Genomic DNA, 15482 nt, shown 5'->3' with positions numbered 1-15482 from the left:
GAGCGATCATGGGTGCACGCAGGTTTGGGTTCACGGCTGTACTGCTGCTGGTACTGGCGGCCGGATGCTCCCCGGGAACCTCCGACCCGGTGCCCTCCGACCCGGCGCAGTCCTCGGAACCGCGCATCTCTTCGGACGCCGCGGCGGGGACCGCGGCACCGTCGCCCGCTGCGGTTCCCGAACCCACTCCCGGCCTGGGCGCGGGTTGTGCGGCCGTGCGGTGCTTTTCGATGATGCTGGCCGGAGATCTGCTGGTGCATCCGCAGCTGTGGGCACAGGCCGAGACCGACGCGGCGGCCTCCGGACGCAAGCCGCTGGACTTCAGGCCGCTGCTCGAAGGCAAGCGGGCCTACCTCGACCGCGCTGACCTGGGCATCTGCCACATGGAAACCCCCGTTGCGGAGGCGCAGGGGCCCTACGCCGGTTATCCGCTGTTCAACGTTCCGCCACAGATCCTGTCCGCCGCTCAGGACGTGGGGTATGACGCCTGCACCACGGCCAGCAACCACACCGTCGATGCCGGGACCGCGGGCCTGAACCGCACCCTGGCCGAACTGGATGCCCTGGGGCTGGAACACACCGGTTCCTACGCCTCGGAGGCGGACGCGGCGGAGCCGATGATCCTGGAGGCCCCGGCGGCGAAGGTCTCGGTGATCGAGGCGACCTACGGGTTGAACGGCATGAGCGCCGAGTTCGACTGGCAGGTGGATCTGCTGGATCCGGCGGACATGATCGCCCGGGCGCAGGCCGCCCGGGCCGCCGGCGCCGACGTCGTGGTGGGGGCGGTCCACGCCGGCGATGAATACGCGTCGGTGCCCAACGCGCAGCAGATTGAAACGGCGCATGCCCTGGCCGACAGCGGCGAGTTCGACTTCATCTACGGTCACCACAGCCACTCGGTGCTGCCGATCGAAAACTACAACGGCACCTGGATTGCATACGGGCTGGGCAACGCCGTCACCGAACTCTCGCCCTGGTATGACGTGAACAATGAAGGACTGATCCTGCGCGCGCAGTTCGGCCAGGACGACGTCGGCGGCTGGAGCGTCACGGATCTGGCCTGGGCTCCGTCGGTGATTGTCAGTGACCCCTACCGCTGGTGCTCCGTGGCGGCTGACCGGCCGCAGGGCGCGTGCGCTTCGGAAAGCCAGGCGGCGGCGGTGCGGGCCCGGACCATCGGCGTCGTCGAGTCCATGGGCGCGGCCGAGGCCGGTGCCCGCGAGTGGCTGGTCAGCGCGGAGCCGGCGCCCTGACTGCGGCGGGTTACCGCGGGCGCTGCCCGGCGTGCTGCCGCGCCAGCTCGGAGAGCTTCGCCAGCTCCTCCAGGTCCTGCACCGACGGCGGCACCGGATCAAAGGAGCCGAACTTGCGGATCACGGCCTGCTGAATCAGGAAGTCGGCGATGGCCGGGTTCTTCGGCAGCAGCGAGCCGTGCAGGTAGCTGGCCACCACATTGCGGTAACGGGCGCCCTCGTAGCTGTCCTTGGTGTTGTTGCCCTCGCCCTTGCGCACCTCGGCCAGCGGCTTCACGCCCGGGCCCAGGAAGGTCTGGCCGCTGTGGTTTTCATAGCCGTGAATCTCGCCGAACTCCTCGCTGACCGAGAGCACGTTGCCGATCAGCCGCTCGGTGCCGCCGTGCGTTTCCAGGTCCAGCAGCCCGATGCCGGGAATCACGGTGCCGGTGTGCGTCTTGAAGAACCGGCCGAACAGCTGGTACAGCCCGCAGATCGCCAGCATCGGCACGTCGTCCTCGGCCATGGCGCGCAGCGTGGGGGCCAGTGCCTGCAGATCGTCCTGAATGACGACCTGCCCGCTGTCCTGTCCGCCGCCGCCGACCAGCAGGTCAACGCCCGCGGGGAACTCGTCGCCCACGTTGTATTCCAGGACGTTGGCCTTGTATCCGTACCATTTCAGGCGCTGCTTCAGCACCAGGACGTTGCCCCAGTCGCCGTAAATGTTCATTTCCCCCGGATACAGCTGCAGGACATTGATGGTCCGGTCTTGCGCCGCTGACAGGTCCTCGCTCATGAGACCACCTCTACTGTCGTGATCTTGGAAAGTTCGCGCCGCACGGCCAGCATGGCCGTGTAGGTGCAGAAAATACGCATCGGGCGCTGGCCGGAGACTGTGATGAATTTCTTCAGGGCATCGGTGATGTCCGGGTCCATGTCCGCCACCGGCACGTCGTCGTACTTCAGCCGCAGCGCCATGTCGTAGGCGCGCACGCCGGTGACCATGTTCACACCGTTCTCGGCGAGCGTCTCGAAATCGACGTCCCACAGCCAGGACATGTCCCGGCCGTCGGCGTAGTTGTCATTGATCGCGATCATGGTCGAGTAGCCGTGGGCGGCAAAGGACTTCAGGCCGAGCCGGAAACCGCTGGGATTCTTCACCAGCACCAGTTCCAGCGGCTGCCCGTTGACCACCAGCGACTCGCCGCGGCCAAACGCCGGCTCCACATTGGACAGCGCGGTGAACAGGGCCTCGGAATTGGCCTGCGGTCCGGAAATCACGCGGGCCAGCGCCAGGGCGGCCGCTGCGTTGAAGATGTTGTAGACCCCGCGCAGCTTCAGGCCGGTGGTCACGACGGCGTCGTCCACGCGGAAGTCGGCATCGGTTTCGGCCACGCGCTCCAGGACGACGTCGGCGGGCAGCACGGCGGCCAGGGCCTCGGCCTTGGACCCGCGCATCTCGTCGTCATTCGGGAAGGTGCTGCGCAGCGACGCGTCGAGGCCAAAGTAGCGGACCTCCTGCTTGTCCAGCGACGCGGCAATGCCGGCGACGCGCGGATCCTCGCGGTTCAGGACCACGGTTCCGGTGGTGGCCTTCGCGATGGCCTCCAGCAGCCGGGTGGTTTTGTCGATCTCGCCGAAGCGGTCCAGCTGGTCGCGGAGAACGTTCAGCAGCAGCGAATAGCGGGGCTGGATCAGCTTCACGAAGTGCACGGCGTGCGCCTCGTCCAGTTCCAGGACGGCGACGTCGGCATCCAGGCGCCCGCGCCAGTCGACCTCGCCAAGCAGGGCCGCGGCGACACCGCGGGTGAAGTTGCTGCCGGTGCGGTTGGTGAACACCTTCAGGCCCTGGGATTCGAGAAGTTCGACAACCATCTTGGTGGTTGTGGTTTTGCCGTTGGTGCCGGAGACCACGGCGACACCCAGCGGAAGGTCGGCCAAGGTGCGGCGAATGAAATCGGGGTCGATTTTCTCCACCACCAGACCGGGCAGTGCGGAGCCGCCGCCGCGCAGTTTGGAGGCACTGCGGACCAGCTTGCCTGTCAGGACGGAGAAAGAACTCATGGTTTATGAATATATCGTAAGGAGCCCTTTCGGCCTTCCCCGGCAGCCGCGGAGGGCCTTCACCGGCGCCTGCCCGGCGCCCGGCGCGGAGATCTCTCGTGCAGATCATGGACTCTTTGGGGCCGTGCGGAAATCCTTCGTGCAGATCATGCACGCTAAAGGGCCTTTTTCCTCGTTTTGAGAACCGCATCTGCACGAAGGATTTTTCCGGAGAACCTGATCTGCACGAAGGATGGGCGGTGCGCAGGTCACGCCCCGTGCGACCTCGGACAAGTGACCTGACGGCCGGCGCTGGGACACCCGGAACGCCCGCACCTTCCGACTTCGGGGCGGCGGTCATGCGCCTGCGAACGATTCAGTAGCTAGAATTGGGGCAGTGCGTTCGGGAATCCTGCCGGCCACCCTGTTTTCCACTTGTTTCCATCAGGAGGCAGCGGGGGAGAGACTGGGGGTCCACGAACTTTTTATCCAGTGATCAGAGGAGAAGCGTAGAGCATGTCGGGCCACTCTAAATGGGCAACCACTAAGCACAAAAAGGCAGTCGTTGACGCCAAGCGTGCGAAGTCCTTCGCCAAGCTGATCAAGAACATCGAAGTTGCGGCCCGCGCAGGCGGCGCCGACATGGCCGGCAACCCCGGCCTGGAACTCGCCGTTTCCAAGGCCAAGAAGACCTCTGTCCCCATCGACAACATCAACCGCGCCGTCAAGCGCGGTGCCGGTCTCCTGGGCGACGCCGTCGACTACCAGACCATCATGTACGAGGGCTACGGCCCGCAGGGCACCGCCCTGCTCATTGAGTGCCTCACCGACAACAAGAACCGCGCCGCCTCCGAGGTGCGCCTGGCTGTCACCCGCAACGGCGGCAACATGGGCGACCCCGGGTCGGTGGCCTACATGTTCACCCGCAAGGGCGTTGTCACCCTGCCGAAGAAGGACCTCACCGAGGACGACCTCCTGATGGCAGTGCTCGACGCCGGCGCTGACGAGGTCAAGGAATCCGGCGAGAACTTCGAGATCATCTCGGAAGCTGCCGACCTGCGCGGCGTCGTCGCCGCCCTCGAGGAAGCCGGCATCGAGTACGACACCGACGAAGCCGAGTTCCTGCCCTCCATGCACGTGGAACTGGATGCCGACAACGCCCGGAAGTTCCTGAAGCTCGTGGACGCCGTCGAGGACCTGGACGACGTCCAGAACGTGTACTCCAACGCCGACATCCCCGCCGAGGTCTTCGCTCAGCTCGAAGACGACTGAGCGCCGGGTGAGCCTGCGCGTCCTCGGTGTTGATCCGGGCCTGACCCGGTGCGGCCTGGGCGTGGTCGACGTCGAACGCAACCGCCGTGCCACCCTGGTGGCGGTGGGAGTGGTCGGCACCGAGGCGGGAACTGCCCTGGACGCGCGGCTGCTGGTGATTGCCGAGGCCATTGACCTGTGGCTGGACACCCACAAGCCCGATGTCCTGGCCGTGGAACGGGTGTTCAGCCAGCTCAACGTCAGCACCGTCATGGGCACCGCGCAGGCCTCCGGCGTCGTCATCGCCGCCGCGGCGCGGCGCGGCATTCCGGTGGCCCTGCACACGCCCACCGAGGTGAAAGCCGCGGTCACCGGGTCCGGCGGGGCGAACAAGGACGCGGTGGGCAAAATGGTCACCAAGATCCTGCGCCTCGACGCGCCGCCCAAACCCGCCGACGCCGCCGACGCCCTCGCGCTGGCCATCACGCACGCTTGGCGGCGCGGTGTTGCCGGACCGGGGCAGACGACGGCGGGATCGGCCTCCGGGGCGCGGGCGGCGGTACGGCCGCCCACCGCCGGGCTGACGCCGGCCCAACGGCTCTGGGCTGAAGCCGAAGCCCGCGCCCGGCGCTGACCGGCTCTGTGTTGACCGGCCCCTGTGTTGACCGGCCCGGCGTGGCTGATACTCCTGCGGCAGCGTGCCGGAACCGGGGAATGCTGCCGGCACGCAGTAGGGTATTCGTAGATATGTTCTACACAGCCCCTGGAGTTTTGTCATGATCGCATCCCTGCGCGGGACCGTAACGCACGTTGGCCTGCACTCGGCAGTGATCGACGTTAATGGCCTCGGAATGCTGGTTCAGGCCACGCCGCAGACGCTGAGCTCCCTGCACGTGGGCCGTGAAGCACTGGTGCAGACCGCCATGATTGTCCGCGAGGACTCCATGACGCTGTTCGGCTTCACCGACGCCGACCAGCGGGAAGTCTTCGAAACGCTGCTGAGCGTCAGCGGCGTCGGCCCGCGCATTGCGCTGGCCGTCCTGGCCGTCCACACCCCGGAAGCAATCCGCGTGGCCGCGTCCTCCGGTGATGACAAGGCCTTCAGCAAGGTTTCCGGCATCGGACCCAAGGGCGCCCGCCGGATCGTGCTGGAACTGGCCGACAAGCTGGTGCCGCTGGGCACTGCGGACGCTCCGGCAACAGCACGCTGGCAGGACCAGGTCCTGGCCGCCATGACCGGACTGGGCTGGACGGAGAAGGACGCCACAGCGGCCATCGACGCCGCCGTCGCCGAAGCGCCGGACGTCGCCGCCGCCGGCAACGTGGGCGAAATCCTGAAGCTGACCCTCCGCCGCCTGGGCACCGACGGCGCCCGTGCCCGCGCACCGCGCCAGCAGGTGAGCTGAGGTGTCAGCCCTTCCCGGGGACGGTATCGTTGCCCCCACCGGTGACCCGGACGACAAGGCGATCGAGGCGGCCCTGCGGCCGAAGAACCTCGACGATTTCGTCGGCCAGAAACGCGTGCGCGAGCAGCTCTCCCTCGTCCTGGAAGCCTCCCGGCTGCGGGGCCGCAGCGCCGACCACGTGCTGCTGTCCGGGCCTCCCGGGCTGGGCAAGACCACCCTGTCGATGATTATCGCTGCCGAAATGAACGCGCCGCTGCGCATTTCGTCCGGCCCGGCCATCCAGCACGCCGGTGACCTGGCCGCCATCCTGTCCTCCCTCACCGAGGGGGAGGTGCTGTTCCTCGACGAGATCCACCGGATGTCGCGGCCGGCCGAGGAAATGCTCTACATGGCCATGGAAGATTTCCGGGTGGACATCATCGTGGGCAAGGGCGCCGGCGCCACGGCCATTCCGCTGGACCTGCCGCCGTTTACCCTGGTGGGCGCCACCACGCGGGCCGGCCTGCTGCCCGGTCCGCTGCGGGACCGCTTCGGCTTCACCGGACACCTTGAGTTCTACTCCACGACGGAGCTGGAGCTGGTGCTGCGCCGCTCGGCAATGCTGATGGACATGAAGGTCAATTCCGCCGGGTTCGCTGAAGTTGCCGGCCGCTCCCGGGGTACGCCGCGCATCGCCAACCGGCTGCTGCGCCGGGTGCGGGACTGGGCGCTGGTGCACGGCGTGGACCAGATCGACGCGCGGACTGCCGGCGCCGCCCTGGACATGTATGAGGTGGACGCCCGCGGCTTGGACCGGCTCGACCGCTCAGTGCTGCGGGCGCTCATCACGAAGTTCAACGGGGGACCGGTGGGCCTGTCCACCCTGGCCATCGCCGTCGGCGAGGAACCGGAAACCGTGGAGACCGTCGCGGAGCCGTATCTGGTGCGCGAAGGCCTGCTGGGCCGGACCCCGCGCGGCCGGGTTGCCACCCGCGCCGCTTGGGAACATTTGGGCCTCCAGATGCCGGACAACGTTGCCGCCGGGCTGCCCGAGAACATGTTCTCGGGACCGGGAACCAACACCTCTCCGGAGTCGGATGCCGGGTAGCCTCCCGGCCGGCTTGAGTCCCGGGGACCCGGCGAGCCAAAATGATCGGGGAGAATACCGGAAAAGTACAGCGTGTGCCGCAACTTATGCGCTCCCGTACACGTTTACCTTTAGACTGGTCATTCATTGGCCGGGCTGTGTGCCCGGCTGCGAGAACAACTCGACGGCAGTGCCGACGCCGGTGCCGGCCGTTCCAGTGACATCTGCACACTCTTCTCCAACAGAAACGGAACCACTCTGTGTTCTTAAACATCATGGCCCAAACCAATCCGGAACAGACCACCGGCTTCTCGTTCTCCAGCCTGCTGCTGCCGGTCCTGCTGGCAGTGTTCATCTTCATGATGTTCCGCAAGCAGAAGAAGACGCAGAAGACGGTCCAGGAGCAGCGGACCCAGATGGTTCCCGGAACCGAAGTCATGACCCAGTTCGGGCTGTTCGGAACCATCGTGTCGATCAACGCGGAAGAGAACAAGGCAGTTCTGGAGCTTTCCCCCGGTAACACGGCCACCGTCCACATGCAGGCGCTGACCAAGGTAGTCACCAGCGAGCCCGCAGCTGACGAGAGCCCGGTTGTCCCGGACGACGCTTCGTCGATCACTGCCGCTGACCGCACCGACGCCGCACCCGCCGGCGAAACGGTCCGCCGCGATGAGTCTGCGGCCCACGCCGATGAGACTCCCGAGGAAACACTTGATCGGCTGAACCGCGAAAACAAGAAAGAGAACTAGACTTCCCACGGGCCTGCGGGGGAAGAGTCTCCGCAGGCTGGCCGGGGTCAACAACGCCTCCGGTGTCTCACCCCTATAAGGACTATCCCCTATGCCTCGTACCGGCCCCGGCTCGGCCGCGAAAAAGACGCTCCTCTGGTTGGGCGTCATTTTTGCTGCCATGGCCCTTTTGCTCGGCGGTGGTTCCATGTGGAGCAACGCCAGTTGGACCCCCAAACTTGCCCTCGACCTTGAGGGCGGCACCGAAATGATCCTCGCGCCCCAGGTGCAGGGCGGATCCGAGATCACCCAGGAACAGCTGGACCAGGCCGTGGAGATCATCCGCCAGCGGGTGGACGGCAGCGGTGTTTCCGAAGCCGAGATCACCACGCAGTCCAACCGCAACGTCGTGGTTTCGCTGCCCGGCGTTCCGTCCGCTGAAACCCGTGAGCTGATCCAGGCTTCCGCCCAGATGGAGTTCCGGCCGGTTCTGGCCATCGCCGCCGGCGGGCCGGTTGAAACGCCGCTGCCCGAAGAGCAGCTTCCGAAGCCCGCCGCTGAGCCGGCGAACGCCTCGGACGACAACTGGATCACGCCGGAGCTGTACCGCGAATTTGAGAGCACCAACTGCCTGGATCCGGCCACGCTGGAAGCATCCACTGAAGTGGCTCCGGCCGACCAGCCGCTGATCACCTGCGAACCGGGAACCGGCGCCAAGTACATCCTCGGTCCGGTGGAAGTTCCGGGCTCCAACATCGCAGATGCCACCTTCGGCATGTCCCAGAGCGGCCAGGGCGCCTCGATCAACGAGTGGGGCGTGAACATCGAGTTCAACGGCGAGGGCACCGACACCTTCCGTGCCGTGACCGAACGGCTCTTTGCCTTCCAGCAGGGCGATCCGCACAACCAGTTCGCCATCGTGCTGGACGGCCAGGTCATCTCGGCTCCCACAGTGCAGGGTGTCATTACTGACGGCAAGCCCCGCATCACCGGCAACTTCACGCAGGAATCCGCGCAGGCTCTGTCCGAGCAGCTGAAGTACGGCGCGCTGCCGATCAGCTTCGACATCCAGAGCGAACAGCAGGTTTCGGCAACCCTCGGCGCCGACCAGCTCAAGATGGGCCTCATCGCCGGCCTCATCGGCCTGGCCCTGGTGGCCGTCTACTCGCTGTTCCAGTACCGCGCCCTGGGTTTTGTCACCATCGTCTCGCTGGTGGTGGCCGGCGTCCTGACCTACCTCGCCATCTGCCTGTTGGGCTGGTCGCAGAACTACCGGCTGTCTCTGGCCGGCGTGGCCGGCCTGATCGTGGCCATCGGCCAGACGGCCGACTCCTTCATCGTCTACTTCGAACGCATCCGTGATGAACTGCGCGACGGGCGCGGGCTGGTCGCCGCCGTGGACAACGGCTGGAAGCGGGCCAAGCGCACCGTCCTGGCCTCCAAGGCAGTCAACGTGCTTGCCGCCGTCGTGCTGTACTTCGTGGCTGTCGGCAACGTCCGCGGATTCGCCTTCACCCTTGGCCTGACGGCCATCGCCGACCTCATCGTCGTGTTCATGTTCACGCATCCCACGATGGTGCTGCTGGCGAAGACCAAGTTCTTCGGCGAGGGCCACAAGTGGTCCGGGCTGGACACGACCCGCCTGGGTGCCGTTCCGCTGTACCGCGGCGCCGGACGGATCCGCGAACCGGGCACGGTTCCGGTCCGCACCAAGAACAAGGCTGCCAGCAAGGAAGCCGAGCGCCGCATGACCATCGCCGAACGCCGGCAGGCCGAGAAACAGGAATCACTGGCCGGATCCGGCCCCAGCACAGAAAAGGAGGGCTAGGAATGAGCAAGCTCCCCAGCTTTGCCACCTTCGGCAACGAGCTTTACACCGGCAAGCGTTCCTACCCGTTTGTGCCCAAGGCCAAGCTCTGGTTCCTGATCGCAGCCGTCGCCGTTGTCCTCTCGATCCTGATTCCGGTCGTGAAGGGCGGCTTCAACCTCGGCATTGACTTCCGCGGCGGATCCGAATTCACCGTCTCCGGGGCCGCGAACACCGAAATTGCCACCGGCGAAGAGGCTGTTGGCGATATTGCCAGCGAGGCACGCATCATCAACATCGCCCCGGGCACCATGCGCGTGCAGACCGAGCAGCTCACCGACGACCAGACGCTGGAGGTCAAGGACAACCTGGCCGAGGCCTACGGCGTGGAGGATGACCAGGTCACCTCGACGTTCATCGGCCCGCGCTGGGGCGAGGACGTCAGCCGGCAGGCACTGATCGGCTTGGTGGTTTTCGTCGCCCTGGCTGCCGTGCTGATGGGGCTGTACTTCAAGACCTGGAAGATGTCCGTCGCCGCCATCACCGCACTGCTGGTGGTCATGGTGACCACGGCGGGCCTGTACTCCCTCAGCGGTTTCGAGGTGACGCCGTCGGCCATCATCGGGTTCCTAACGGTGCTCAGCTATTCGCTGTACGACACAGTGGTGGTCTTTGACAAGGTTCGGGAAAACACCAAGAACCTGGACAAGAGCACCAAGCGCACCTTCATGGAACAGGTGAACCTCGCGGTGAACCAAACCCTGGTGCGGTCCATCAACACGTCGGTGGTGGCGGTTCTGCCCGTGGCCTCGGTGCTGTTCATCGGCGCGTTCCTGCTAGGTGCCGGCACGCTGAAGGACCTGTCCCTCGCGCTGTTTATCGGCATCATCCTGGGCACTGTGGCAACCGTCTTCATTGCCGCTCCGATGTATGCCTGGCTGCGCCGCAACGAGCCGGAGATTGTCCGGCAGGCCAAACGCGTGAAAGAACGCCGCGCGCAGGAAGCCAAGGAAGCCGCTGCCGCAGCACCCGCGGGTGCCTCGGCAGTGACCGCCGGCAGCTGACCGCATTCTCCGTTCCGCACACCGGTTCCGTACCCCCATTTTCGCGGCGGGGTGCGGAACCGGTGGTTTAACCGGTGACCGGCACGGGCATAGACTTGTGCCGAAGACTAGTTTGCCGGACGTCGCCGTGACGTGGGGGAACGGGAGCGCTTAGGGTGGAAAAGGTCGAACACGTCACAGAAGGGGCAGCAGTGGGCGAGAGCGCGACACCAGCCGACAAGGCTGGCGCAGGAAGGGCCCCGGGAACACCTGCCGCGGCAGGATCCGGAGCCCCGGTTCCGGCTGCACCCCGGCAGCCCCGCGCGCCGGAACCGGCGCGGGCACCCAAGACAGCGCCGGCGTCCAAGCCCGGCACGGCTGCCGACGGACAGCCGGCTGCCGGCAAGCCGACGGCCGGTTCCGGGTCCGCGGACAAGGCTCCAGCCGCCCGGCCCGCCCCCGCGCCCGCGCGCCGGACGTCAACGCGTGCCCGGCTGGCCCGGCTGGCCGGCCGCAGCAGTCCGGGGTATTCGCCCATGCTCGAGCCGCTGCTCCGCACAGTCCGGGTCAACAATCCCAAAGAGGACCTGGATCTGATCCAGCGGGCCTATCTGGTGGCCGAACGCAGCCATGAGGGGCAGAAGCGCAAGAGCGGCGATCCCTACATCACCCACCCGGTGGCGGTGGCGACCATCCTCGCCGAGCTGGGCATGACCGGCACCACCCTGGCCGCGGCCCTGCTGCACGACACGGTGGAAGACACCAGCTACACCCTGGACGAGCTGCGCCGCGACTTCGGTCCCGAAGTGGCCATGCTCGTGGACGGCGTCACCAAGCTGGACAAGGTGACGTTCGGTGACGCCGCGCAGTCCGAAACGGTGCGCAAGATGGTTGTGGCCATGGCCAAGGACATTCGGGTCCTGGTCATCAAACTTGCCGACCGGCTGCACAACGCCCGCACCTGGCGGTTTGTCTCGCAGGAATCCTCGGCCCGCAAGGCGCGCGAGACGCTGGAAATTTTCGCACCGCTGGCCCACCGCCTCGGCATGAACACCATCAAGTGGGAGCTCGAGGACCTCTCCTTCGCCGCCCTGCATCCGAAGGTGTACGACGAGATTGTGCGCATGGTCGGGGACCGCACCCCGGAACGCGAGAAGTACCTCTCCACCGTCCGCACCCAGATCGCCGATGACCTGCACGCGGTAAAGATCAAGGCCACCATCACCGGCCGGCCCAAGCACTATTACTCGATCTACCAAAAGATGATCGTCCGGGGCAAAGACTTCGACGATATCCATGATCTGATGGGCGTGCGCGTCCTCGTTGACTCGGTGCGCGACTGTTACGCGACCCTTGGCGCCCTGCATGCGCGGTGGAACCCCCTGCCGGGGCGTTTCAAGGACTACATCGCCATGCCGAAGTTCAACATGTACCAGTCGCTGCACACCACGGTGATCGGTCCCGGCGGAAAGCCGGTGGAAATCCAGATCCGCACGCACGACATGCACCGCCGCGCCGAGTACGGTGTTGCCGCGCACTGGAAGTACAAGGACGGCTCCAAGACGCCGGCCGGTTCCGAAAACAATGACATGGGCTGGCTCCGGTCGCTGGTCGACTGGCAGCAGGAAACCTCGGACCCGGACGAGTTCCTGGATTCGCTGCGCTTCGAGATCAACGCCCGCGAAGTGTTTGTCTTCACCCCCAAGGGCGAGGTGATGGCCCTGCCCGCCGGCTCCACACCGGTGGACTTTGCCTATGCCGTTCACACCGAGGTGGGCCACCGGACCATCGGAGCCCGCGTCAACGGAAAGCTGGTGCCGCTGAACAGCGAGCTCGAGCACGGTGACTGGGTGGAAATCTTCACCTCCAAGGCGGAAGGCGCCGGACCCAGCCAGGACTGGCAGGGCTTCGTCAAGAGCCCCCGGGCCCGGAACAAGATCCGGCAGTGGTTCACCAAGGAACGCCGGGAAGAGGCCATCGACAAGGGCAAGGACCTGCTCACGCGCGGCATGCGCAAGCAGAACCTGCCGCTGCAGCGGCTGATGACCCACGACGCCCTGGTCACGGTGGCACAGGAACTGCACCACCAGGACATCTCCGCTCTCTACGCGGCGGTCGGCGACGGGCACACCTCGGCGCAGAACGTCATCGAACACCTGGTCTCGCTCATGGGCGGGCATCAGGGCGCCGAAGAGGACCTCGCGGAAACCCCGGTCTCAACGGCCGCCCGCCGGCCCAAGTTCTCCGACTCCGGCGTGACGGTGCGCGGTGTTGGCGACGTCTGGGTGAAGCTGGCCCGCTGCTGCACGCCGGTGCCGCCGGACCCGATCATTGGCTTTGTCACCCGCGGTTCAGGCGTCTCGGTGCACCGCAGCGACTGCCGCAACGTGTCCGAACTTCGGGACCAGCCGGACCGCATTGTTCCGGTGGACTGGGCTCCCACGCAGTCCTCGGTCTTCCTGGTGGAAATCCAGGTGGAAGCCCTGGACCGCAAGAGCCTGTTGTCGGACGTCACCCGGGTGCTCTCCGAAAACCACGTGAACATTCTCTCGGCCAGCGTGAACACCTCCAGTGACAGGGTGGCCATGTCCAAGTTTGTGTTCGAGATGGGCGACCCCAAGTATCTCGACCACATCCTGAGTGCGGTCCGGAAGATCGACGGCGTGTTCGACGTCTACCGCACGACCGGGTCTCAGCGCCGCGTCTGATCCGGCGGCGGTGCCAACCGGGGCTCCGGCACCTGGCCCGACGCCGCCAGCGCGATGGCGGCATCCAGGCGGTGCAGCGCCGTTGACTTGCCCGGCAGCCGGGCAACGGCCTCCACCGCGCTGCGGACGCGGCCGAGCGGACAGCGGAGCACGGGGTCCGCAGCGATGGCCAGCAGGGCGCTGACTGACTGATCCCGGGGGCCGTGGCGGGCAAGGTCCATGGCGGTGCGCAGGGGAGTGGTCACCATGATGCCCGCGATGTCCATGCCGTCCTCAGGGCCCAGCCGCACCTCATGCAGGACGGCGATGCTGAAGGGCGCCAGCGCCGTGGTGCGGCGGCCGTGGTCAATCAGCAGCTGCAGCCGCTGCGGTGCCGGCGCGCAGCCGTACACCCAGGCGGCGGTGAGGCGTCCCAGCATGATTCGTGCCCGAAGACGTTCGGACAGGCAGTTGGCCGCCGCGACGGCGCGGCACACCGGGTCGGGCTCCAGGTCCCAGCGGACGTAGGTGTCAGCGTAGACCCGCTTCAGCAGACCGTCCTTTTCCATGGCCTGCAGCTCAACACTGGAAAAATCACCTCCGGCTGAAAACAATGCACCGCCGGTGGAGGTGACGGCCGGCAACACACCGGGGTAGGGAAAGAGCGTTGCCGGCATGCACCAACCCTTGCCGACGTCCGTGCAAAACAAAAGGCCCTGCCGCCCGTTGTGGAAAACGGTCGGCAGGGCCTTGATGGGGGTGCTAGGAGAAGTCCTCGGCTGACTTCTGCAGCATGGCCAGCCACTGCTGGCGGGCTTCGAGGGCCTCCCGGGCTTCAGCGATCTTCTTCGCGTTGCCGGCCTTCTCGGCTTTCGCCAGGTCTTCCTCGAGGGACGCGATCGTGGCTTCGAGCTGGCTCAGGGCACTGTTGGTCCGCGCCTTGGTTTCCGGATTGCTCTTCTGCCAGTGCTCATCCTCGGCGGCCTTGACGGCTTCCTCAATCTTGCGGATTCCGGCTTCCATCCGCCCCATGTCGGCACGCGGAACCTTGCCGGCCGCCTCCCAGCGGTCGCGGATGGAGTTCAGCGCCTTGCGGGCAGCGGTGAGGTCGCGGACCGGAAGGATGCCCTGGGCTTCCTTGAGCAGTTCCTCCTTGACCGTCAGGTTCGCAGCGAATTCTTCATCGATGACCTCGTTGGCTGCCTGGCGGGCGGCAAAGAACGTGTCCTGGGCGGCGCGGAACCGCGCCCACAGGGCATCGTCATCCTTGCGGCTGGCGCGCTTGGAGGCTTTCCACTCATCCATCAGCTGGCGGTATTCGGCAGCCGTGTTGCCCCAGTCGGTGGAGGTGGCCAGCTCTTCGGCACGGACAATCAGCGCTTCCTTGGCCCGCTTGGCAGCAGTGTTTTCGCTGTCCAGCTGGGAGAAGTAGGCACGGCGGTGGCGGTCAAAGACGGTGCGGGCGGAACGGAACCGCTTCCACAGGCTGTCTTCGTTGCTGCGGCCCAGGCGCGGGCCGTTTTTCTGCGCCGCCTTCCAGGACTCGAACAATTCGTTCATCCGGTTGCTGCTGGTCTTCCACTGAATGGTGGCGGGATCCTTGGCGGCAATTTCCTCGGCCTCGGCCACGATCGCTTCGCGGGCGGCAAGCTCACGGGCCTTGACGGCTTCGGCCTCGGCCCGTTCTGCGGCTTCGGCCTTCTTGATGCTCGTCCGCAGGGTCTCGATCTGCGCGTCGAGGGCCAGCACGTCGCCGACCATCTTGCGCTCGGCAACCTGCTCACCGAGGTGCTTCAGCGTCTTGAGCATGTCGGTGGTGGGAGCCTTGGCCTGCACGCGGGCCTCCAGCAGCGCAAGCTGGCTGGCGACGTCGTCGTACTTGCGCACGAAGTAGGCGAGGGCCTCATCGCGGCTGGCATCGGGATACTGGCCCACCGGGAACTCTTCGCCGTTCACAATCAGGAAAACGTGGCCGTCTTCCTCAACCCGGGCGAAGCGGGCCGCTTCCTCAAGGGACGTCGAGCGCACCGGTGGTGCCGCAACTATCGGCTTGGGAGCGGCGGCCGGACCGCCCTCCGCAGCTGCGGCAGGCGCCGGGTGCCGGGCGGCGAAGGCTGCCGGACTGGGCGCTGCGGGCCGTTGCGTGTCGGAAGCCTCCGGGACGGGCCTGGAAACTGTTTCGTCGGATTTCTGACTGTCTGTCACCGCTAAAAGTCTTT

Annotated in this window: 13 protein-coding genes; 9 read left to right on the top strand and 4 right to left on the bottom strand. The window is 66.3% G+C overall.

Annotation, left to right across the window (positions count from 1 at the left end):
* Positions 1-8 precede the first annotated feature (8 nt).
* Positions 9-1253, top strand: coding sequence for a CapA family protein (locus QNO00_RS02430; protein ID WP_284023501.1), 1245 nt, complete (start codon positions 9-11; stop codon positions 1251-1253).
* 10 nt (positions 1254-1263) lie between these two features.
* On the opposite strand, the gene QNO00_RS02425 is transcribed toward QNO00_RS02430, so the two are convergent.
* A complete protein-coding gene (locus QNO00_RS02425) occupies positions 1264-2028 on the bottom strand; it encodes a type 1 glutamine amidotransferase (RefSeq protein ID WP_284023500.1) in 765 nt (254 codons plus the stop codon).
* A complete protein-coding gene (locus QNO00_RS02420) occupies positions 2025-3296 on the bottom strand; it encodes a Mur ligase family protein (RefSeq protein WP_229965495.1) in 1272 nt (423 codons plus the stop codon). The genes QNO00_RS02425 and QNO00_RS02420 overlap by 4 nt, the downstream gene beginning before the upstream one ends.
* Before the next feature lie 495 nt (positions 3297-3791).
* On the opposite strand from QNO00_RS02420, the gene QNO00_RS02415 reads away from it, so the two are divergent.
* The 8 genes from QNO00_RS02415 to QNO00_RS02380 all read left to right on the top strand — a co-directional run bounded on the left by QNO00_RS02415 (position 3792) and on the right by QNO00_RS02380 (position 13284).
* Positions 3792-4547, top strand: a complete 756-nt coding sequence (locus tag QNO00_RS02415; RefSeq protein ID WP_284023499.1) for a YebC/PmpR family DNA-binding transcriptional regulator — start codon at positions 3792-3794, stop codon at positions 4545-4547.
* A gap of 7 nt (positions 4548-4554) precedes the next feature.
* Positions 4555-5160 carry a crossover junction endodeoxyribonuclease RuvC gene (gene ruvC / locus QNO00_RS02410; RefSeq protein ID WP_229965498.1) on the top strand — a complete coding sequence of 202 codons (606 nt, stop codon included), beginning with the start codon at positions 4555-4557 and terminating at the stop codon, positions 5158-5160.
* A gap of 142 nt (positions 5161-5302) precedes the next feature.
* Positions 5303-5932 carry a Holliday junction branch migration protein RuvA gene (gene ruvA, locus QNO00_RS02405; RefSeq protein ID WP_229965500.1) on the top strand — a complete coding sequence of 210 codons (630 nt, stop codon included), beginning with the start codon at positions 5303-5305 and terminating at the stop codon, positions 5930-5932.
* Positions 5933-5957: 25 nt separating this feature from the next.
* On the top strand, positions 5958-7019 hold the full coding sequence (gene ruvB, locus QNO00_RS02400; RefSeq protein ID WP_284023550.1) for a Holliday junction branch migration DNA helicase RuvB: 1062 nt from the start codon (positions 5958-5960) through the stop codon (positions 7017-7019).
* 239 nt (positions 7020-7258) lie between these two features.
* Complete coding sequence (gene yajC / locus QNO00_RS02395; protein ID WP_442860484.1) at positions 7259-7747, top strand: preprotein translocase subunit YajC; 489 nt, start codon at positions 7259-7261, stop codon at positions 7745-7747.
* Positions 7748-7838: 91 nt separating this feature from the next.
* The gene (gene secD, locus QNO00_RS02390; RefSeq protein ID WP_229965501.1) at positions 7839-9554 is read left to right on the top strand and encodes a protein translocase subunit SecD; all 1716 of its coding nucleotides are present in this window, start codon (positions 7839-7841) and stop codon (positions 9552-9554) included.
* Positions 9555-9556: 2 nt separating this feature from the next.
* Entirely contained in the window at positions 9557-10597 is a 1041-nt protein-coding gene (gene secF / locus QNO00_RS02385) for a protein translocase subunit SecF (RefSeq protein ID WP_229965503.1), read from the top strand.
* 191 nt (positions 10598-10788) lie between these two features.
* Positions 10789-13284, top strand: a complete 2496-nt coding sequence (locus QNO00_RS02380; protein WP_502862990.1) for a RelA/SpoT family protein — start codon at positions 10789-10791, stop codon at positions 13282-13284.
* Here the strand turns inward: QNO00_RS02380 and QNO00_RS02375 are convergent.
* Positions 13269-13940 carry a hypothetical protein gene (locus QNO00_RS02375; RefSeq protein ID WP_284023498.1) on the bottom strand — a complete coding sequence of 224 codons (672 nt, stop codon included), beginning with the start codon at positions 13938-13940 and terminating at the stop codon, positions 13269-13271. The genes QNO00_RS02380 and QNO00_RS02375 overlap by 16 nt on opposite strands.
* A gap of 85 nt (positions 13941-14025) precedes the next feature.
* Positions 14026-15468, bottom strand: coding sequence for a DUF349 domain-containing protein (locus QNO00_RS02370; RefSeq protein WP_284023497.1), 1443 nt, complete (start codon positions 15466-15468; stop codon positions 14026-14028).
* Positions 15469-15482 lie beyond the last annotated feature (14 nt).

The sequence above is a fragment of the Arthrobacter sp. zg-Y1219 genome, assembly GCF_030125545.1.
In the GTDB taxonomy this organism is placed as follows: domain Bacteria; phylum Actinomycetota; class Actinomycetes; order Actinomycetales; family Micrococcaceae; genus Arthrobacter_B.
The sequence above is the reverse complement of the archived record's forward strand: the minus strand, read 5'-3'. Positions and strand labels throughout refer to the sequence as shown.